The sequence below is a fragment of the Amphibacillus indicireducens genome, from assembly GCF_039539605.1.
Lineage (GTDB): Bacteria > Bacillota > Bacilli > Bacillales > Amphibacillaceae > Amphibacillus > Amphibacillus indicireducens.
The window spans coordinates 1-21964 of record NZ_BAABDL010000051.1; the positions used below are offsets into that span (position 1 = coordinate 1).

Genomic DNA, 21964 nt, shown 5'->3' on the forward strand with positions numbered 1-21964 from the left:
CTGGCATTCACTTTTGGCAATTTAATGGGCAAATCACCTATAAAAAATCAAGTTATGAATAATGCAGGATAAAGAATATTCATTTCTTTCTTCAATTTTTTTGCAAGATGGTCGACAACTTTACCGGCGTATAACCGATACGCTTCTGTTTCAGTTCCAAATACCGAAATTAATCCTCCATCAGAAATCATCAATAAATTAGTGATCTCACTATTTGATTCATAATTTACCTCATAAGTTAAATTGATGTCAATTACATCGTCAAGATTAAAGCTGTAATCTTTAACAACTTGATTAAGTAAATCGAGATAATGATTAATATCTGTTTCTGACGGTCGATGAGACAATTTCTCTGGTCGCACTAATTTTTCCACTGATGTTAAGAGCAATTTACCCTTGTCTGGAACCAGTGTAACGTAAGATGCTCTTTGAATATCATTAAAAGTTAGAATCCGTTTAATTGGAGGTGTAGCCGTATTAAGGTAGATTAACGTTTTTTTATTGATTGTTTGAGGAAGTGTTTGTTTTTGATCGGTTAAATCAAGTTTACGGATTCGATTAAAATTTTTCCCCGTCGCGTTGATCATTCTCCGAGCGTAAATCGACACTGAATCTCCATTGATCTGATCCTCTGCTTTAACACCAATGATTTGATTATCTTGATCATAAATAAATTGAATCACTTTCAAATAATTTACACTGTCTGTTCCGAGTTGACTTGCTTGTTTAATCAATTCAATTGCCATTAATGAGCGATTGATTAAGCCACTTTCAAATAAAAATCCTCGCTCCAAATGTCTCAGATTGACGAGTGGTTCAAACTGCTGAATATCTTTAGCACGCACGACTTGAGTAGTATCATTTGTCTGTCTTTTTCTAAATGGAAATAGTAAACTTCTATTAATCGTCGTTAAATTTTTTAGATCAAGGTCACCGCGATATTTGACATACATACCTGTTGTATGTTGATATAATGCTGAAAAATTTGTTGCGATTGTTTCTTTCTCTACTTCTAAGTCTTTCCATGTTTTATAATAGTAATCACCTTGCTCAAAACTCAACATACTTTGGCGATACGAACCGCCAGAGCCAAAATCAGCCATCTCTAACAAAGCGGTAGCCATTCCTCGTGTTGTTGCATCAAGTGCAATACTCGCTCCTGTTAGACCGCCACCAATAATTAAGACATCATATGTTTTTTGTTTTAAAGCTTGTAACGTCTCTTCTCGATTTCGATTGGACAATTTCATCTCTTTGCCCCCCTATACAATCTTACAAAAAATACATCCTATATTGATACTTAGACAATTGTCAATCAAACTTTGACTGATTTTTTTGTTCGATTTCTTCTTTCGTATAAATGACACGCATCGGGTTTCCACCAACGAAACTACCAGGCTCAACATCTTTTGTGACAACCGTACCGGCAGCAACTGTTGCACGATCACCAATCGAGACACCTGGCAAAATCGTACAATTTGCTCCTATCATCACTTGATCACCGATCTTTATATCACCCAGACGGTATTCATCAATTAAATACTCATGGGTCAATAACGTCGTATTGTAACCAATTACTGAGTCGTTACCAACCGTAATTCGTTCAGGAAACATTAAATCAACCATCACCATTAAAGCAAAAGCTGTTTTGTCGCCCACTTTCATGTTTAGAAAATTTTTATACAGCCAATTTTTCATTGGTAACCATGGCGTGTAACGTGCGAGTTGGATAACTAGAAAATTTTTAACGACCTTTAAAAATGAGACTGTTTTATACATTTGCCAAAGCGCATTCGAGCCTTCAACTGAATGGCGTTCGGTTTTACGCATTTAATCCACCTCTAATATGTTCAATAAGTCTGCTAGTTCTTCTAGCATATAATCTGGTTTTAATGCTTCTAACGTTTCTCTTCCTTTAATAGCCCATGCAACACCTGCTGTTTTCGTCCCAGCATTTTGTCCCGCTTCAATGTCATGATAGTTATCCCCAATCATCAGTGCATTGTCTACCGTTTCGCCAAGCGCTTCAAGTGCTTTAAAAATGGGTTCTGGATCAGGTTTGGCATTTTCAACCTCTGTTAAGCCAATGACAACATCAAAATACGGCGCGAGTCCTGTAATCTCTAAGCCTAGGCGTGCATTTTCTGTTATTTTCGTCGTAACAATTGCTAATTTATAGCCTTTTTCGTGAAGCTTCTTAATTGTGTCGACAACAGTTGGATATGGGTGAACAAAGCCCTCGTGATTACTCATGTTATGCTCAATATATGTAGCCATCATTTCCTCAGCCTGGTTCGGATCAATTTTTTTCATTGACTCGATTAGTGGTGGTCCAATAAAAGGTAAGACAGCTTCTTTCGTATACGTTTGCCCTGTATGTTTTTTGATTGTAAACAGGAAAGATTCGATAATTAATGGGTTTGTATCTATCAATGTTCCATCTAAATCAAACAATAGTGTATCTATTTTCAATGCATTTCCCCCTAAAATTTCTAACTACCTAAAGCCTTTGTACTTGAGTACCATCATCTGAAGACACTTCACTTTCCGTCAGGATGGCGACTTCTGTAGAAACAGATCTCTTTGATAGAACGATAATCGTAGTCCCAGTACCGCTCTGAAAATTCTTATTGTGTAGATTAAAACTGCCAGGTCTTGCGCGTCCATCCGGAGTGAAGTCACGGTGCCGCCTACAACTCAATTGTTCATCTATTAATTTAATCAAGGATTATAAAATTTACTAAACAACCTGCTAATTTGGTTGAAATCAGCAGGTTGTTCGATCAGATCTTTTTACCGTTATATCGAACGTTTACTTGATCGGATTTTCGGCGATAAATAATAAAGATAATACCAACAACAACAGTTAAAATAGAGATGAATTGTGCTGTTCTAATTGTATCACCAAACATATACAAACTATCTGTTCTCATCCCTTCAATGAAAAATCGACCAACTGAATACCAGATCAGGTAATTAATAAACACCTCTCCACGCAAAGGATTGCGACGTCTTAACCATAGTAAACCAACAAAAACGAGCATGTTCCACAGAAATTCGTATAAAAAAGTTGGGTGATACAACACATCATCAATCACCATTTGATTTTCAATAAAATCAGGTAAGAAACGAATAAAGTTTTCATAAGCCGCCTGTGACACCTCGCCACCACGCGCCTCCTGATTCATAAAGTTACCCCAACGACCAATCGCTTGACCAATAATAATACTCGGTGCAGCGATATCAACGAGCTTCCAAAAAGGAACTTTCTTTCTGTAAGAAAAAATGATACCCGTGGCGATTGAACCAATCAACGCCCCGTGAATCGCGAGTCCACCTTCCCAAACGGCAAAAATGCTCCACCAAGGCTTACCGACATAACGGTGCCATTCAAAGATCACGTAATAGAGACGAGCACTTAAAATCGCAATCGGCAGCGCCCATAACAACAGATCACCAAATGTATCTTCAGGTAAGTTTAATCGTTCGCCTTCCTTATTTGCTAATAATAAGCCAACGATTACACCTGTTACAATAAAAATCGCATACCAGTAAATTGTTATTGGACCGAATTCAAAAAAAACTGGGTTTAGTGGTGCATTTAATAGCGTCAAAACAAATCCTCCTTCTAACTATTCCGACCTGATTCCATTTTCTAAATTCTCTTTTTCCTTTTCAATCATCTCTGTTAATCGATTTGAAAACTCTTCAGCCGCATTGACACCAAGACGCTTCAAGCGGAAGTTCATCGCAGCGACCTCGATAATGACCGCCAAGTTTCGCCCTGGACGGACAGGTAATGTTGTTTTCGGAATTTCAACATCGATAATTCGAATTAACTCATCATCAATTCCAATCCGATCATACTGTTTTTTCTCATTCCAAATCTCTAAATTAATCACATAATCAATTTCTTTACGTGACCGAACAGCACTTGCGCCAAAGAGTGTCATAACATTAATAATTCCTAGTCCTCTAATTTCAAGTAAATGTTCAATCAGTTCAGGTGAGCTCCCGATTAAACGGTCATAATCCTCTTGACGGATTTCAACACTATCATCAGCTACAAGACGGTGACCCCGCTTGACCAATTCAAGAGCCGTCTCACTTTTACCAACACCACTTTGTCCAGTAATCAAAACACCGACACCATGAATATCAACTAACACACCATGCATCGTCGTAAATGGCGCAAATTCTGCTTCTAAAAAATTTGTTAATCGACTGACAACACGTGTCGTTTTATATGGTGAACTCAGTAATGGAACATTTGATTTATTACATTGATCGATCAGTTCCTGTGGCGCTTCTAATCCTCGGGTAATGACGATACAAGGCGTCACATTTGTACAGAGCCGTTTTGAACGATCAATTCGCTCTTGTTCAGATAACTCATTCAAATAAGATATTTCAGTTTTACCCAAAACTTGAATTCGCGCTTTTGGATAATAACGAAAATAACCCGTTAATTCAATCCCTGGGCGTGAAATATCACTCATAACAAACCCTCGATCAAGCCCATCATGCCCTGCAATAATTTCTAAATTAAACTGTTTAACTAAATGTTTTGTTTGTACTTTTGACATCGGATTTCCCTCCATCTATCCTCATCGGCTAGAAAGCTAGTTTGTCTTTTCATTGTAGCACTTATTAGACATTTACGCACGAAACTCGCGCTAGAAAAAGACAATTAACCTTGTGTTTTTTAAAATCAACTATTTAAATAATTTTTTCCACTTTGACCCAACCCCGTACCGCATTAATAAACCAGATTTCGTCAGCCTTTTTCAAGTCTTCTTTACGCAAGATTGCTTCATTAACTATTCCTTGATCAAGTAACGTTTGTCGAAATACGCCCGGCAACAAACCTGAATCAACGGGTGGTGTCACATACTGACCAGCTATTTTTAATACTAAGTTGCCAATAGTAAACTCCGTCAACTCACCCTGCTCATTCCACATTAACGTTGAAAAATTATCCTGCTCGTCAATCGATAATTCATCGTACTGACTTCTAATCGTTGTTTTGTGATATAAAAATGGATTATCCCGACAAATCGGCATATCAGCTAAATACGCATTAACCGACGCATCGGTAGGGAACACCTCTTCAGCATTTAATTGAACTTCACCATGATGATCTAACAATAAACGAACTTTATAATCTTTTGTTGAAAAATTTTCCCCAAAGATTATCAGTTGTTCACGTATGGATTGCTCATCGAAAGGATAGTCAAAGTATTCAGCTGAGTCTGCTAATCGATTCAAATGATATGTTAAATATGGGTACTGGTGATCTGATAAACGTAACGATTCAATTAGAGAAAAAGAGCGTCTTTTTTTAGTTAGAAAAGCAGCTTTCGTTTCGATCTCTGCATACTCTTGTTCAGCTTCTGATCCTGCTGTAATTCCACCACCAACACCATATGTAGCTTGGTTTTTTGCTTGATTAATCACAACGGTCCGAATCGGCACATTAAACACAGCTTCGCGATCTGGCGTAATGTAGCCAATTGCTCCACAATACACTTCTCTTGCTGACAGTTCTAGTTCATCAATCAATTTCATCGACGCTAGCCGAGGTGTACCTGTAATGGATCCACATGGGAATAAGGCTGTGAACCAATCAATGATTCGGCTGTTTTCTTTTAATTCAGCAGTTACTGTTGACGTCATTTGATGTAAGGTCGGATACGTTTCAACTGTTAACTGTTCTGGTACTTTGACTGATCCGGGCTTGGCAATCTTACTTAAATCATCTTTTAAAACATCGACAATCATTAAGTTTTCAGCGCGTTCTTTAGCTGAATTTAATAAATTAGCTTTATTTTGCTGATCTTCAACTAATGTTCGGCCACGTTTAATTGTACCTTTCATCGGTCTTGTTGTTACTTTATCTTGACTCACTTTGAAAAAGAGTTCTGGAGAAGCCGATAAAATCTGAAAATGCCCAATATCTAAATAAGCACTATACGAAGCTTGTTGATTTTCTAGTAATTGTTGATAAAAGTGATAGGAGTCACCACTGAATTGATTGATTAATTGAGTGGTAAAGTTAATCTGTCCTGTATCACCACGATCAATTGCAGCTTTAATTGTTTCAATCCGATCAAAATACTGTTGCTTCGTCATCGTCGGTTGCCAATTTGAAATTGTATAAGCTGTCTTTGATTTTTTAAGGTTCAATTCAACAGGCTGATCAAAACTGGCAAACCACATCAGTGGCATTTCTAATTGCTTGTTTGTGCGATAGTTTGGCTCAAAAGCTTGAGCCGCTTCGTATGATAAATAGCCAGCAAGATATTTACCTCGCTTATGCTCAAGCTCAAGCTGTTCAAGCAATGGGATCACTTGATCAATTTGATCGGTTGTAAAGATGCGATTTGGATTTGTAAATTGAAGTGGCGCTTGCTCTTCCTTCTGAGTTTCAAAATCAAATCGCAATAAAATTTCTTCCATCCTGCACCTCGTTTCTGATTACTCAACTTTCGCAGTTATATTTTTAGCCTATAATTAGATTGATTAATGATGGCATTGCTTTGCATTATCGGAATTGACTTAATTACTTAACTGTGGACAAAACACGAATAATTTTGCTGTTGGACCCGTGATTTCCACTCTGGGTGGACGCGTTCCGTGGGCCCGAAGCCATCACTAAGAAAAGAAGCTGCTTTTCGGAACGAATAAACTCTCTAACTAATGATCTACTATTAAATTCCCTTTATTCACAAGTGAAGTCAACATGGACAATGAACAACTCATCCGCTTTGTCACTTTGCGGTTATCTACACATTTTAGTCTGCGAAAGTAGAGTTACTACAAATATAATTAATTTGTTTATCCTCAGTTTATTTTAACTTAAAAAGAGCTATCACAAAAGTAATCTTTTGGATAGCCCTTAATTTCTTTGTTATTTTTTTAGTAATGGATCTTTCACGAGCTTATTTAAGATTAAATTAATCACTGATAAAACAATCGCTGCTAGGATTGCCACACCAAAGCTATCAATGACAAAATCTGATCCTATTAACGCCTGAGTTAGCATCAATGTGACCGCATTGATCACAAAGGTAAATAGACCGAGAGTTAGCAGATTAATCGGTAGTGTAAAGAGCAGTAAGATCGGTTTGACGACTGCATTCAAGATCGCCAAAATTAAACTGGCGATGATTGCGACAGCAAACGACTCTAAATGAAAACCAGAAAAAACTTTAGCAACAAGTAACAGGGCAATAGCATTTAAAACTAAAGATAATAGTGCGCGCTTCATCCGTTATACACATCACTTTTCGGGATGATCACGGCAGCTGCAACATAGATTGCAGTCGGTGCAATACCAGCAGTTAATATCCAAAAAACAGCATAAATTAAACGTACAATCGTTGGATCGAGTCTAAAGTACTCTGCGATCCCACCTAGCACACCCGCCAACATGTAGTTTTGATTTGAACGATACAATTTTTTTGACATTTAACACTCTCCCGTTTATTTTATTTCAGCTTGTTCAACAAGATCAGCCATCCGTTTCCGATCGCGTTCTAAAATTGGTTTCAAGTAATGCCCTGTGTATGATTTTTCTACTTCTGCAACTTCTTCAGGTGTTCCCGTTGCAACAATCGTTCCACCTTGATCGCCACCTTCAGGGCCAAGATCAACGATATAATCTGCAGCTTTAATCACGTCTAAATTATGCTCAATTACGACAACTGTGTTGCCACTTTCAACTAATCTTTGGAGTACTTCTAACAGACGTTCAATATCTGCTGAGTGTAGCCCAGTTGTTGGTTCATCTAAAATATAGAGTGTTTTTCCATTTGATCGTCTGTGTAATTCACTTGCTAATTTAACGCGTTGGGCCTCACCACCTGATAAAGTAGTTGCAGGCTGACCTAATCGAATATAACCTAAACCAACATCATCAATCGTTTGCAATTTCCGAGTAATCTTAGGGATATTTTTGAAAAATTCTAATGCTTCTTCGATTCGCATATTTAAAATATCAGAAATGTTTTTCCCTTTATACTTTACTTCAAGCGTTTCGCGATTATAACGTTTTCCATGACAAACTTCACATGGCACATAAACATCGGGTAAAAAGTGCATTTCTATTTTAATGATACCATCACCACGACAGGCTTCACAACGCCCACCTTTAACGTTAAAGCTAAAGCGACCTTTTTTATAGCCTCTTACTTTTGCCTCATTTGTTTGGGCAAAAACATCGCGAACATCATCAAATACACCCGTATAAGTTGCCGGATTTGATCGTGGTGTTCGACCGATTGGTGATTGGTCGATATCAATGACTTTTTCTAAATGCTCAATTCCTTTAATCTCTTTGTGTTTACCTGCTCTTTTCCGTGCACGATTCAGCGTAGTAGCCAATTTTTTATGCATCACTTCATTGACTAAACTACTTTTTCCTGAACCTGAAACACCTGTAACCGTCGTAAAGACACCGACTGGAATTTTTACATTAACATCTTTTAAGTTGTTTTCAGCCGCGCCAATAATTTCAATGAATCGATCATCTGGTTTACGGCGTTCTGGCGGAAGTGGAATGAATTTTTCACCAGATAAATACTTCCCTGTTAATGATTTTGACTCTTTAATAATTTGCTTTGGTGTTCCTGTTGCAACAACTTCCCCACCATGTTCACCTGCGCGTGGCCCGATATCAATGATATAATCAGCCGCAAGCATCGTGTCCTCATCATGTTCAACGACAACTAGCGTATTGCCTAAATCACGCATCTGTTTTAATGTATGAATTAGGCGATTATTATCACGCTGGTGCAAGCCGATTGATGGTTCATCAAGCACATAAAGTACCCCTGTTAGAGCGGAGCCAATTTGCGTTGCTAGTCGGATCCGTTGCGCTTCACCACCAGACAGTGTCCCTGCCATTCGATTTAAAGTTAAATAATCTAACCCAACGTTCTCTAAAAAGACGAGTCGGTCTTCAATTTCAGCTAAAATTAACCGAGCAATTTCCATTTCCTTTTCAGTTAAGTTTGCTTTTCTGAGAAAATCAAGGCCTTCCTTGACAGAGCGTTCCGTGAATTGGCCGATGTGATTACCTTCGATCAAGACAGATCTTGCTTGTTCATTTAAACGGTGCCCATTACATGCAACACATGCTTTTTCGACCATATACTTCTCCATCTGTGTTCGTGTGTAGTCAGATGAAGTATCGTGGTATCGGCGCTCGATATTATTTAAGACACCTTCAAATTGAATGTCTGTGTTCCTCGTCATGCCATAATCATTCTGGTAACTAAAATGAATCGTTTCCTTACCACCGCCGTGTAAAATTTTATTCAACTGTGTCTTAGGTAGATCCTTAACTGGCACATCCATATCAATTCCGTAATGTTTACAAACACTTGCAAGGAGTTGCGGATAATATTGTGAACTCGTCGGTTGCCAGGCAAGGATTGCTCCTTCATTTAAAGTTAAACTCTTATCAGGAATAACTAAGTCAACATCGACTTCAAGCTTATGTCCTAGACCGTCACATTTTTCACAAGCACCATATGGGGCATTAAATGAAAATAGACGTGGTTCAAGTTCGCTAATTGAAAAACTACAAATCGGACAAGCATGATGCTCATTGAATCTTAATTCTTCTACATCAATCAAATCAACAATCGCTTGACCATCACCTAACTTTAAGGCTGTTTCGAGCGAGTCAGACAACCTTGAGCTGATACCATCTTTAATGACAATTCGGTCAATCACCACATCAATGTCATGCTTTTTATTTTTCTCTAGTTTGATTTCATCTTCAATTTCAACCAATTCGCCATTGACACGTAAGCGAATATAACCTTCTTTTTTCAAATCGTCAATGAGTTTAACATGTTCACCTTTACGACCTGATACGACTGGTGCTAAAACTTGCAACCTCGTCCGGTCTGGATATTCTAAAATCCGATCGACCATTTGTTCAATCGTTTGAGAAGTTATTTCAATTCCATGATTAGGACAAGTTGGCCTTCCGACCCTAGCAAATAGAAGTCGTAAATAATCATAAATTTCGGTTACTGTTGCCACGGTTGAACGTGGATTATTACTAGTCGTTTTTTGATCAATCGAGATCGAAGGTGATAAACCAGTGATCGAATCAACATCAGGCTTGTCCATCTGTCCTAAAAACTGACGGGCATAGGATGATAATGACTCAACATATCGTCTTTGTCCTTCTGCATAAATTGTATCAAAAGCAAGTGATGATTTACCTGAACCTGATAATCCCGTTAAAACGACAAGTTGATCTTTTGGGATCTCAACATCGATGTTTTTTAAATTATGTGTCCGAGCACCCTTAATCGAGATTTTTTTCTTTGTCAAAATTTTCACCCTTCCGCTTTCAATTCAAAAACAAGGTCTCTTAATTCGGCTGCCTTTTCAAAGTTTAAATCTCGGGCTGCCTGTTTCATTTCTTTTTCCATTTTTTCGATCACTTTTTTCAGTTCTGATTGAGTCAGTTTAGATAGATTGAGTTGCTCTTTCGGATAATCTAAAGCTTCTTCTGCAACTTTAGTCGCTCGAATCACATCACGGACTTCTTTAATGATTGTTTTTGGTGTAATATGATGCTTTTCATTATACGCTTGTTGGATTTCACGTCGGCGTTCAGTTTCATCAATTGCCTTTTTCATCGAATCTGTGATCCGATCAGCATACATAATTACCTGTCCAAATTCATTTCGAGCAGCTCGTCCCATCGTTTGAATTAACGAACGTTCCGAGCGTAAGAACCCTTCCTTGTCCGCATCAAGAATGACGACTAATGATACTTCAGGCAAGTCAAGCCCTTCTCGAAGTAAGTTAATTCCGATTAAAACATCATATTTTCCTACTCGTAGATCACGAATGATTTCAATTCGTTCAAGTGTTTTAATTTCCGAGTGTAGATAAGCAACTTTCATGCCAATTTCTTTTAAATAATCGGTTAAGTCTTCAGACATTTTCTTCGTCAATGTCGTGACAAGCGTTCGCTCATTTTTAGCGACTCGTGCGTTAATTTCTTGAATTAAATCATCAATTTGACCATCAATTGGTCGAACATCTACTTTTGGATCAAGCAATCCCGTCGGACGAATGATTTGTTCAACCATTTCCGGTGTATGTTCTAATTCATATGGACCAGGAGTCGCGGAAATATAAATCAATTGGTTTGCTTTCTGTTCAAACTCATCAAATTTTAATGGGCGGTTGTCCAATGCAGACGGTAATCGAAAACCATGATCGACAAGAACTTGTTTTCTCGCCTGGTCACCATTGTACATTCCCCGAATTTGCGGTAAAGTTACGTGCGACTCATCGACAACAATTAAAAAGTCATCTGGAAAGAAATCAAGCAAAGTATACGGTGTTGAACCTGGCTCACGTAACGTTAGGTGGCGTGAATAGTTTTCAATTCCTGAGCAAAAGCCCATTTCATCCATCATTTCTAAGTCATAGCGTGTCCGTTGTTCAAGACGCTGAGCTTCTAACAATTTATCATGATCACGAAAGTATTTAAGCTGTTGTTCAAGTTCCGCTTCAATATTTTTCATCGCAATTTTTAACTTATCTTCCCCGGTAACGAAGTGTGATGCAGGGAAAATTGCGATATGTTCTCGATCACCAATAATTTCACCTGTTAATGCATCAACTTCACGAATTCGATCAATTTCATCACCAAAAAACTCAATTCGAACACAATGTTCTTCCCTTGAGGCAGGGATGATTTCGATTGAATCGCCACGGACTCTAAATGTTCCGCGTTGAAAGTCAATGTCATTGCGGGCATATTGAATATCAACGAGATCACGCAATAATTCGTCGCGATCCTTTTCCATATCGACTCGTAAAGACAAGACTTGATTTTTATATTCTTCTGGTGAACCTAAACCATATATACAAGAGACACTAGCAACAACTAAAACATCCTCACGCTCAAATAGAGCTGAGGTTGCCGAGTGTCGTAATTTATCAATTTCATCGTTAATGCTCGCATCCTTTTCAATAAAAGTGTCGGTAGACGGAACATACGCTTCTGGTTGATAGTAGTCATAATAGCTAACAAAGTATTCAACTGCATTGTTCGGAAAAAATTCTTTAAATTCACTGTATAGTTGACCTGCAAGTGTTTTATTGTGTGCGATAACTAAAGTTGGTTTATTAATTTCATTGATAACATTCGACACGGTAAATGTTTTTCCAGTTCCAGTTGCGCCAAGTAGCGTTTGGGCTCGTTTTTTCTGATTAATACCTTTAACGAGTTCTTTGATTGCCTTTGGTTGGTCACCTTCTGGTTTGTAGTGTGATATTAGTTCAAATGTTTGTCCCATCGTTCACGCCTCCATTCTCTCTTTATTATTTTTATTATACTGCAAAACAATTCGAAAAGCGAACAAATATTCGCTGCGTATTAAATTTATTTAGAAAAAACTTGAGGAATCCCTCAAGTTCTTAGTTGTATTAATAAGACTGATTGTATTGGTTGACGTCGAATAGGTCGATTAACCTTACCTCTTTATGTTTGTCAGCAAACCAATTTAGAGCAAATTGATTTTTAAATAATACTAAGAACTGGCCTTCTCGATCTTTAACAAGCATATTACGGTCATCAAACAAATTGACATCGACGGTTTCTTCGTCAAGCCAACGTGGAATCCGCTCTCCGATTGACTCCAAGCTAACTTCTACATTATACTCATGTTTCATTCGATGTTCAAATACTTGATACTGGAGCTCGCCAACGGCACCAAGAATTAAAGACTCATATGGATGACCAGTAAATAATTGGATTGCTCCTTCCTGAACAAGCTGCTCAAGACCCTTTTTAAACTGCTTCGCCTTCATCACATTCTTTGCGGTCACTCGCTTAAATAAATCTGGTGGGAATTGTGGTAATTCATCATATTGAATTAATTCTTTACCATCCGTTAATGTATCACCAATTCGATAATAACCAGGATCATAAATCCCAATAATATCACCAGGATAAGCGACTTCAACAGTTTCCCTTGCTGAAGCAACAAATTGTTGCGTTTGATTCAGTTTAATCGTTTTTTCATTACGCGTTAGTTTAACAGTCATGCCACGCTCAAATCGCCCTGAACAGACTCTTAAAAAAGCAATTCGATCACGGTGAGCGGGATTCATGTTTGCTTGGATTTTAAATATATAACCCGAGAAAGCTTCATGCTCTGGCTGAATCAGTGCGTCAGTCGTTTTTCTTGGCTTTGGATTTGGTGCCATTTCAACAAATGTTTTGAAAAAAGTTTCGACACCAAATGGCGCTAATGCACTACCGAAAAAAACGGGCGTTTGTTCACCTTTTAGCACACGCTCCATCGAGAATGGATCACCTGCTTCATCAAGTAAAGCAAGCTCTTCTTCAGTTTCTTGATAGGTTGCTTGTTTAGTCAAGTCATGATATTGCTCGTGATCTAAAGTATCATACGGAATTAGCTCTTCTTCTTCGTTACCTTTAAATCGAACAAATTGTTCTTGGTAACGATCAAAGATACCTAAAAAGCGTTTCCCCATTCCTGCTGGCCAGTTCATTGGGTATGTTTCGATCTCTAATACTTCCTCAATTTGTTCTAATAATTCAAATGGATCGCGGCCTTCACGGTCAAGTTTATTAATAAATGTAAAAATCGGAATCCCACGCATCTTACATACTTTAAACAACTTAATCGTTTGTGCTTCGATCCCTTTCGTTGCGTCAATAATCATTATTACACTGTCAACAGCAGTCAATGTTCGATACGTATCTTCACTAAAATCCTCATGACCTGGTGTATCTAGTATATTGACGTAGTAACCTTGATAAGAAAAATTCATCACACTCGATGTTACAGAAATACCACGTTGTTTTTCAATCTCCATCCAATCAGATGTCGCAAATTTACCTGATTTCTTCCCTTTAACTGTTCCTGCTGATCGAATTTGTTGACCGAATAGCAATAATTTTTCTGTCATTGTTGTTTTACCCGCATCCGGGTGCGATATAATCGCAAATGTTTTTCGTTTATTTATTTCATCATTTAAATTCATTAGCTAACCCTCTAACCCTTTTATTTTGTCGTTATTGAAAATAGCACACTTCTATTTGTCTTGTCAATTTCTAACTAGTTCGAATTTACCAAGCTTTTAAAGGTTAAATTTGCTATAATAGAGAGATAGAATTTATTCAAGGAGCAGATTATGGCACAATTTTATTTAGACCCTAAAGACATTCTCAAAATAACCGGCCAACGTTTTTATCGACGGGGTGTCGATTTATATAAAAAAGGACGTGTCACTAAACTAACATATAATCAAGTGATTAATTCATGGCGAGCAATTGTTAAAGGTGGCAGTCATTATCAAGTCAGTATCTTTTTCTTTGAAGATGATGATTTAGAAGCTAAATGTGACTGTTCGGCTTACCAGACTCACTACACGTGTAAACATATTGCTGCTGTACTATTAGCAATTTCAAATCATAACTCAGCAATTTCATTTGTTCCCGAGCAAAGGACAGTTGAATTAACCGATCCATTTCCACTTAGAATGATTGATTTATTTGAGACAAACGAAACAGGTTTAATCACAAAAGACACTGAATTAATCGTTCATTATCAACTCGAGGAAAAGCGTCACCGTTTTCTTAAAGAAGCGTATTACGAGCTCCAGTTAAAGATTGGGGAGAGCCAACCGTTTATTGTTAAGGACTTGCCTGCATTCATGAAGGCGATTCAATTTAATGAAGTTCATAAAATTACTGAAACATTTTCATATCGACCGAAAGAGCATTTTTTCGACCCAATTGATTCAGCGTTGTTCGATTTGATTAACCAAGCAATTATTCATGAACAGCTCTATTCACCTGACTTCCCAACAGTTGATAAGCGTACAGTTAGTTTACCACCATTTTTAATTAAATCATTTTTCGATAAACTAGCGTCACGCTCGTTCGAAATTAACAAAGAGGATCAGTCTGTCTTAACTGAACTTGAGTTGCATGAGGATTTACCTAAAATTAATTTTCCGATCACGATTAATGAGGATCAAAGTTTCATAATTAATTTCCAATCGTTGTTTGATTATCAATTTTCTAGCTACTATCAATTACTACAAAAAGGAAAGTCCTTTTATTTCTTAACTGCTGAACAACAAAAGATGCTTGAACAAATTCACACAATCTTGCCTTATCGACAAAAAAATGGTTATCAAATTAGCAAAAGTAAAATGACTCATTTTATTGGTTATGTCGTACCTCAGCTTAAATCAATTGGAGAGGTCACCTTTAGCAAAGAGGCAAAAGAGCAAGTTCAACAGGTACCACTTGAAAGTAAACTTTATCTCGATCTTCAAAAAGATGCTTTAAGTGTATCGGTTGTTTTTCAATACGGCAAAGATAAATTTTTCCCAAATCAATCAATTCCAGAACAAACTAAAGTGCTAGTTAGAGACTTTCAAGCTGAACATAGGCTACTTACCGAACTACAAAAAAGTGGTTTTCGTCTGTTAAATAAGAGTTATTGGTTATTTAATGAGGAAAAGATTTATCAGTTTATTTATCAGTTATTACCTGAATTGATGGAAGAAGTAACCGTTTTTATGACTGACCAAGTTCAAGCGCTTAAAGCTGATCGTGACTATCATTTAGATACAAATATTGAAGTCAATCCGTCCTCTGGAATGCTCGATATTCACTTTAATATTGATGGCATCACAAAGCAAGATGTCCAGGAAGTACTTTATGCATTAATTGAAAAGAAAATGTATCATCGATTACAAAATGGGGCGCTGATTAAGCTAACAGATGACTCATTTCAAGCTTTTCAGACATTAGCTGATGAATTATATTTTAAGAAGAAACAATTAACAGACTCGCGCTTGCAATTATCGCCTGCTAAAGGTCTGCAGCTTGATCATGCTTTAGAAGAAGCGACGATCAATTATTCAGATACGTTCAGTCAATTATTAACGACACTAAAAGACCCAGGTCAGTTCAATGATCAAGTCCCAGATAGATTGAATGCCCAACTAAGAGATTATCAAGTTACAGGCTTTAAGTGGTTTAAATCACTTGCCCGCTACCAACTCGGTGGCGTCTTAGCTGATGAAATGGGACTCGGTAAAACAATCCAAGCAATTAGCTTTATTATAAGTGAAAAGGAGATTGACAATTCCAAACCTGCAATTGTGATTGCACCTGCTTCACTCATTTACAATTGGAAGAAGGAGTTTGAGAAATTTGCTCCCTCTTTGAATGTTAAAGTTGTTGCAGGTACACGCGATGAACGACGAACTATTTTTGCAAGTAATCAACAGCCCGACGTTTGGATCACGTCATACCCATTAATTCGTCAAGATATTAACGTTTATCGCGAGTTTCAGTTCGATGTAATGATTTTAGATGAAGCACAAGCGATTAAAAATCATCTGACTCAAACAGCTAAAGCGACACGATTAATTGAAGCGAAACAGCGATTTGCCTTAAGTGGGACACCGATCGAAAATCGCCTTGATGAATTATGGTCGATTTTCCAAACGATTTCACCAGGTTTTCTCGGTTCAAAACAAGAATTTATTCAATATCCGAATGACTATATTCGTAAAATTACGAAACCGTTTATTTTGCGTCGTTTGAAAACAGATGTGTTACCTGATTTACCAGAAAAAATTGAATTTGAGCAGTATAGTGAGTTAACAAAAGAGCAAAAAGAAGTTTATCTTGCTTATCTGGAACGAATTGAACGCCAACTTGATACAGCTGTTGAAGCTGATCAGTTCAACCAAGAAAAAATTGAAATTCTTGCTGGACTTACCCGCTTACGTCAAATTTGTTGTCACCCTAGTCTATTCTTAGAAAATTATCAAGGTGAGTCAGGCAAACTTGAATTACTGTTGACAATTATTGAACAGTTACGGGTGGAAAACCGTCGGATCTTAATTTTTTCACAGTTTTCGAGTATGTTGAAGATCATCGAGAAAGAACTAAACAAATTGAATTATCAATCCTTCTATTTAGATGGTCAAACACCAATTAAAAATCGCGTTGAAATGGCTGAAGCTTTTAACAATGGTGAACGGGAAATTTTTATTATCTCATTAAAGGCTGGAGGAACCGGTTTAAACTTAACTGGTGCTGATACCGTGATCTTGTTCGATCTTTGGTGGAACCCTGCAGTTGAAGCACAAGCAGCCGGTCGAGCACACCGAATTGGACAGACAAAAGAAGTTGAAGTGATCCGCTTGATTACAGAAGGAACAATTGAAGAAAAAATCTTTCAACTCCAAGAGAAGAAACGGAAGTTAGTTGATGAAATTATTCAACCAGGCGAAACGCTACTTTCTTCATTAAATGAAACGGAATTAAGAGAATTACTAACTTTTGAGCATTGAAAGAAAGAGTGATTATTTCCTAGGAAATAATCACTCTTTTTATGTCGAATTTTTAAACTGATTGCTTCATTCGGTCTTGATGATTCTCGACGAAAATAACACCTAGTTCGTGATGTTCACCTTGATAAAACGCACGCTGGGCAAATCTTAATTCACCACGTTCGTCGATAATATCCAGTTTACAGAAAGCGCGATTGATTTGTAAAGCTTGGTAAAATTCTGTCGGTGTTGCGACAGCTTGACCATTGACCTTTTTAATTGTATCTCCAGGGATCAGCCCAAGTTCGATCGCTGGCGTCCCAGGTAAAATTGCTAAAACCTTTAATCCATTAGGTAATGGACTGAATAATGGGAGTTGCTGTTGATCCTTGATCTTCAAACGGTAAGAAATGAATTCTCGCCCGACAATTGCAACGAGCACTGTTACAAGCGTTAGAATTTTAACGTAATAACTCATTAGCGATAAGGCAACAATTAAAAACCCTAGTAATAATGGATATTCACTATAACGTTTAGCAACTTTGGTTGGTAACCCACCAGCAATCGGAAAATCAAAGCCGATTAAAAAAGGAAAAATAATTAGACCAAACGGAAGCCCATTCCATTCGATAACTGGCCACCAATTAGAGATAAACGATAATGAACCAACCGGCCAAATAAATAATAACGGAATCAGCGCTATTTTTTTGTAACGATGTTGTCCAACAATCTTTCCTCGTGAACTATTAATTAACTCAGGAAACGTTTGATCACGACTAACTGAGCTAATCATTAATGATTCAATGATTAAAAAAATGCCCATTATAGTTGTAAAAACCACCCAATCGATTTGAGTGATTTCATTTTGAAAAATTGGTGGTAAGTATGAGTGATAATACGGTAAAAATAATAGAATGATCGCAGTAAAACCAAAAATATATGCACTTGAAAGCAAAGTAAATCGTTTCGTTAAGGTAAATAAAATTGTCATACAAACAATTCCAGCTAACATCAACGGATGGATGCCAACACCTAAAACCGTCATTCCTATTGAAAGAAGCAATCCGAACACTAGTGATTTCAGCCGCTGACCATACCATTCGTCATAAAGCGGATAAATTTTTCGACCGAATTGTTTTCGTTCACGTTTGATCCGGGAAAGTGATGCAAAGAGTGTAATTAAAATAAACCAATATAATAATGGATTGAATAGTAAACGTATAAATGCTTTACCGATTTCAAGTAACCAATTCTCCATCTTGACAACCCCCACTTGAACAGATTGATAATAATGTTTATCTTAACTCGACAGGTTTCGAATTTTTCGAACAAATTCTTCACATATTTTAACTATACCATAAACACAATTACTTAGGTTTGACTTTTGTGAATTTTGTTTAATTAAAGCGTATAACTATGTAATAAATAAACCGCTCTAATGAGCGGTTTATTGATAGAGTGCTTCAATTGCTTTATCCTTTTGTAAATCATCTTGATCGCTTCTAATTCTTTCAATTACATCTGCCACAATTCGACTGGCTGTCTCTTGATCAAGCTCGCCATTCACAGTCAGCTCTCGATCTGTTTGATAATCTCGGATCGCTTGTTCAGTCTGTTCGCTGAAGTAACCATCTTCACGATCGACTGGATAACCCAAAGCCTCCAGCATGACTTGAGCATAACCAATATTGATGTTCGTATCATCATGACTAAACGTCTCTTCTACTTGAATCGGCGCTGTATAATAATATTCTGGCTGGTCAACCTCGATCGTTGGAGCAACACCAACTTCGTGAATCGAGACACCTTCAGGTGATAACCATTTTAAAATTGTTAACTTAATCGTACTGCCATCACCCAATGGAATCGTCTGTTGGACAGTTCCTTTACCAAAACTATTCCGACCAATAACCTCAGCGTCAATCGTTTCATTTAATGCGATCGCAAGGATTTCAGATGCCGAAGCACTTCCTTCATCAATCAGCACACTCACCGGGTAATCTTTCGGTTCTTCTAGTTCTGAAAAGAAGCGTGTCTTATTATCTTCATTATCTGCAATTTGCATGTAAGGTTGGTCACTCGTAATAAATTGCTTTAAAATTTCTTCTGTTACATCAAGTAGACCACCTGGATTGCCACGTACATCAATCACTAAGCCATCGATTCCTTGATCTTCTAATGAAGCTAACTCTTCTTTAAAACGATTTGCAGTCTGTTCAGCAAATGATGTAATTTGAAGCACACCTGTTTTATGGTCACTTGTTTCAATCAATTCTGCATAAACCGTTTCAAGTGGAATCGTATCACGAACTAAAGTGAATTCAATTAGATCAGGTACACCAGGGCGCTGGATTTCAATCGTCACTTCCGAACCTTTTTCGCCTCTAATTTTGGCTACTGCTTCATATAAATTTAGCCCCTCAACACTTTCGCCATCAACAGTCAATACTTGGTCATTTGGCCTTAAACCTGCCCTTTCGGCTGGTGAATCTTTGATTGGTGCAACGATTGTCACCCGATCATCGACCATGCTTACTTCCGCACCAATTCCTTCAAATGATGATTCAAGTTGTTCATTAAATTGTTCCATTGTTTCTTTATCCATATACTCACTATAAGGATCATTTAAAGTTGCGATCATTCCGCGTACTGCGCCTTCAACCAAATCCTTATTTTCAATTGTTTCGATAAAATTAGATTGGATAATTGTATAGGCTTGAACTACCTTTGGCAATGAGATCGCATCGGTTAAATCATCCAGCATTGCCTCATATTCACCTTCCGATATAGACTGATTCCCTTGATCCGTTTGTTGCTCCTGACCCAAAATTGCCGTTAGCTCTAATACAAAGTACGTTCCCGTCCCTCCAATAATAATAGCTATTCCTAACAAAAGAGCAAACATACTTTTTTTCACATGCACATTATTCACCTCAAATTAGCAAAACCTATAACACACTATCTCGTCAAAACATCGTCTGATCAAGTTTTGCCTGTCCTTTAATTTAACAATTATATCTTTGAGAAATCTCTTGTTTATATAGTGTAACACAAACTAATAATTCAATCAGTAAAAAGAAATTTAAACCTTTAGAAAAAGCATCGCAACAATACGTGCGATGCTTTAATGTTACTTTATGAAGCCCGGTTCTAATCTATTATGGTAAAAATGGCATAGGGTCAATTCCACCGTGCCGAGACCAATGACCATTTTGAATTTCAAAATGCAAATGATCACCAGATGAAATTCCGGTATCACCCATAGTCCCAATTTGTTGTCCTTGACTAACAGCATCTCCAAGACTTACCCCTCGTGAATCTAAATGTGCGTACACAGTTGTTTTATCCATATTAGGGTGATAGATATAAATCACATGCCCATATGAAGAAGAATAAGATGATCGTGTAACATATCCAGAAGCTGCAGCAATAATGGTAGTCCCCTTAGAGTTTGCGATATCAATCCCGTAGTGGAAACCTCCCCCATTGAATTCCCTCCAGCCATACTTAGAGGTTAATCTACCTGCTGCTGGCCAAATGAATGAACCATCTCCCCCACCAGTCAATGGTGGCAGACCCGTGTTATTTGTGTTTTCTTCCTCTTTTGCTAACTGTTCTATTCTTTGTTGTTCTTCTTCCATAAGCTTTTTAATGACACGCTCTTGATCAGCTAACACTTGCCTCTGTTCCTCAATCGACATCGTATATTCTTCTAATTCAGCATATTCATCTTCTAATTCATTCGCAGTTGCAACTTGTGAATCTCTTTGTTGATTCAATTGTGCTTGCAAGTTTGATAGTTCTTGTTGCTGCGCGACTAGAGTTGCCCGTTTACTTTCAACTTCATCTTTCTCGGCATCTAATTTTGCTTTATCAGCAACAAGTTGATCTTTTTTCTCTTCAACCTCGACTTCAGTATCTTCAAGGTCAGATTTATCACGTTCTTGAGAACTCATAATCGTCCGATCAGATTCATGGATTTTCGATACTGCAGTTGCGCGATTAATAAAATCACCAAAACTTTGCGCACCAAACAATACTTGTAAATAGTTTATACTTCCACCGCTATGTTGCATTGAGCGAAGGCGATTTTTAATTAAAACATCGCGTTCTTCTATCCGTTCAATTAATTCTTCAATTTTATTAGCTAATTCTTCCAACTCTGCCTCTGTTGCTTCAATCTGATCTTCTGTTTCAGCTATCGAATTTTCTAATGCTTGTATTTCACCATTCGTTACATTGATCTCTTCTTGTTTTGAAGCGATATTTGATTCAGTAGCAAAGATTTCACCATCAAGTTGATTAATTTTTGCTTGCACTTTAGCTTGTTGCTGCTCATTTTCTTTTAGTTTCGATTGTGCATCACTTTCTTCTGAGTTAATCGTTGATCGTTCATCCTTCAACTCTTGCAATTCTTTTTCTAACTCAGCAATACTTTTTGCTGAAACAGGATTTGAGCCAGGACTAACGAGACCGAGCGCCAAGATGACTAAAAGTATGTAAGTGATAAAACGTTTCATCATTAGATTCCTCCATTTCAGCTTAGACTAAATAAGCTCAATTAATAATATGATTGTGTAAGTCTCCT

15 protein-coding genes are annotated in these 21964 nt (G+C 37.4%); 1 reads left to right on the forward strand and 14 read right to left on the reverse strand.

Annotated elements, in window-relative coordinates; translation table 11 throughout:
* Window positions 1–47: 47 nt before the first annotated feature.
* The 11 genes from ABD814_RS04845 to ABD814_RS04895 form a co-directional block, all read right to left on the reverse strand.
* Window positions 48–1250: an FAD-dependent oxidoreductase gene (locus ABD814_RS04845; RefSeq protein WP_344910919.1), complete on the reverse strand. Its 1203-nt coding sequence runs from the start codon at window positions 1248–1250 to the stop codon at window positions 48–50.
* Between the two features lie 61 nt (window positions 1251–1311).
* Window positions 1312–1830, reverse strand: a complete 519-nt coding sequence (locus tag ABD814_RS04850; protein ID WP_344910921.1) for an acyltransferase — start codon at window positions 1828–1830, stop codon at window positions 1312–1314.
* Complete coding sequence (gene ppaX, locus ABD814_RS04855) at window positions 1831–2472, reverse strand: pyrophosphatase PpaX (RefSeq protein ID WP_344910923.1); 642 nt, start codon at window positions 2470–2472, stop codon at window positions 1831–1833.
* A gap of 311 nt (window positions 2473–2783) precedes the next feature.
* Window positions 2784–3614, reverse strand: a complete 831-nt coding sequence (lgt, locus tag ABD814_RS04860; RefSeq protein ID WP_344910924.1) for a prolipoprotein diacylglyceryl transferase — start codon at window positions 3612–3614, stop codon at window positions 2784–2786.
* A gap of 18 nt (window positions 3615–3632) precedes the next feature.
* Window positions 3633–4586: an HPr(Ser) kinase/phosphatase gene (gene hprK / locus ABD814_RS04865; RefSeq protein WP_344910926.1), complete on the reverse strand. Its 954-nt coding sequence runs from the start codon at window positions 4584–4586 to the stop codon at window positions 3633–3635.
* Window positions 4587–4719: 133 nt separating this feature from the next.
* Entirely contained in the window at window positions 4720–6459 is a 1740-nt protein-coding gene (pabB, locus tag ABD814_RS04870) for an aminodeoxychorismate synthase component I (RefSeq protein ID WP_344910927.1), read from the reverse strand.
* Between the two features lie 451 nt (window positions 6460–6910).
* Window positions 6911–7270, reverse strand: a complete 360-nt coding sequence (locus ABD814_RS04875) for a phage holin family protein (RefSeq protein ID WP_344910928.1) — start codon at window positions 7268–7270, stop codon at window positions 6911–6913.
* A complete protein-coding gene (locus ABD814_RS04880; RefSeq protein ID WP_344910930.1) occupies window positions 7267–7470 on the reverse strand; it encodes a PspC domain-containing protein in 204 nt (67 codons plus the stop codon). The genes ABD814_RS04875 and ABD814_RS04880 overlap by 4 nt, the downstream gene beginning before the upstream one ends.
* A gap of 15 nt (window positions 7471–7485) precedes the next feature.
* Window positions 7486–10353: an excinuclease ABC subunit UvrA gene (gene uvrA, locus ABD814_RS04885; RefSeq protein WP_344910932.1), complete on the reverse strand. Its 2868-nt coding sequence runs from the start codon at window positions 10351–10353 to the stop codon at window positions 7486–7488.
* A 5-nt stretch (window positions 10354–10358) separates the two neighbouring features.
* Window positions 10359–12341, reverse strand: a complete 1983-nt coding sequence (gene uvrB / locus ABD814_RS04890) for an excinuclease ABC subunit UvrB (protein ID WP_344910934.1) — start codon at window positions 12339–12341, stop codon at window positions 10359–10361.
* 130 nt (window positions 12342–12471) lie between these two features.
* Window positions 12472–14058 carry a peptide chain release factor 3 gene (locus ABD814_RS04895; RefSeq protein WP_344910935.1) on the reverse strand — a complete coding sequence of 529 codons (1587 nt, stop codon included), beginning with the start codon at window positions 14056–14058 and terminating at the stop codon, window positions 12472–12474.
* Between the two features lie 150 nt (window positions 14059–14208).
* On the opposite strand from ABD814_RS04895, the gene ABD814_RS04900 reads away from it, so the two are divergent.
* On the forward strand, window positions 14209–17397 hold the full coding sequence (locus tag ABD814_RS04900; RefSeq protein ID WP_344910937.1) for a DEAD/DEAH box helicase: 3189 nt from the start codon (window positions 14209–14211) through the stop codon (window positions 17395–17397).
* Between the two features lie 52 nt (window positions 17398–17449).
* Here ABD814_RS04900 and ABD814_RS04905 read toward each other — a convergent pair whose 3' ends face one another.
* The 3 genes from ABD814_RS04905 to ABD814_RS04915 all read right to left on the reverse strand — a co-directional run bounded on the left by ABD814_RS04905 (window position 17450) and on the right by ABD814_RS04915 (window position 21899).
* Window positions 17450–18634: a PDZ domain-containing protein gene (locus tag ABD814_RS04905; RefSeq protein WP_344910940.1), complete on the reverse strand. Its 1185-nt coding sequence runs from the start codon at window positions 18632–18634 to the stop codon at window positions 17450–17452.
* Window positions 18635–18823: 189 nt separating this feature from the next.
* Window positions 18824–20299 (reverse strand): S41 family peptidase, encoded by a 1476-nt coding sequence (locus ABD814_RS04910; RefSeq protein WP_344910943.1) that lies wholly within the window; start codon window positions 20297–20299, stop codon window positions 18824–18826.
* A 235-nt stretch (window positions 20300–20534) separates the two neighbouring features.
* Window positions 20535–21899 (reverse strand): murein hydrolase activator EnvC family protein, encoded by a 1365-nt coding sequence (locus tag ABD814_RS04915; RefSeq protein WP_344910945.1) that lies wholly within the window; start codon window positions 21897–21899, stop codon window positions 20535–20537.
* Window positions 21900–21964: the final 65 nt, after the last annotated feature.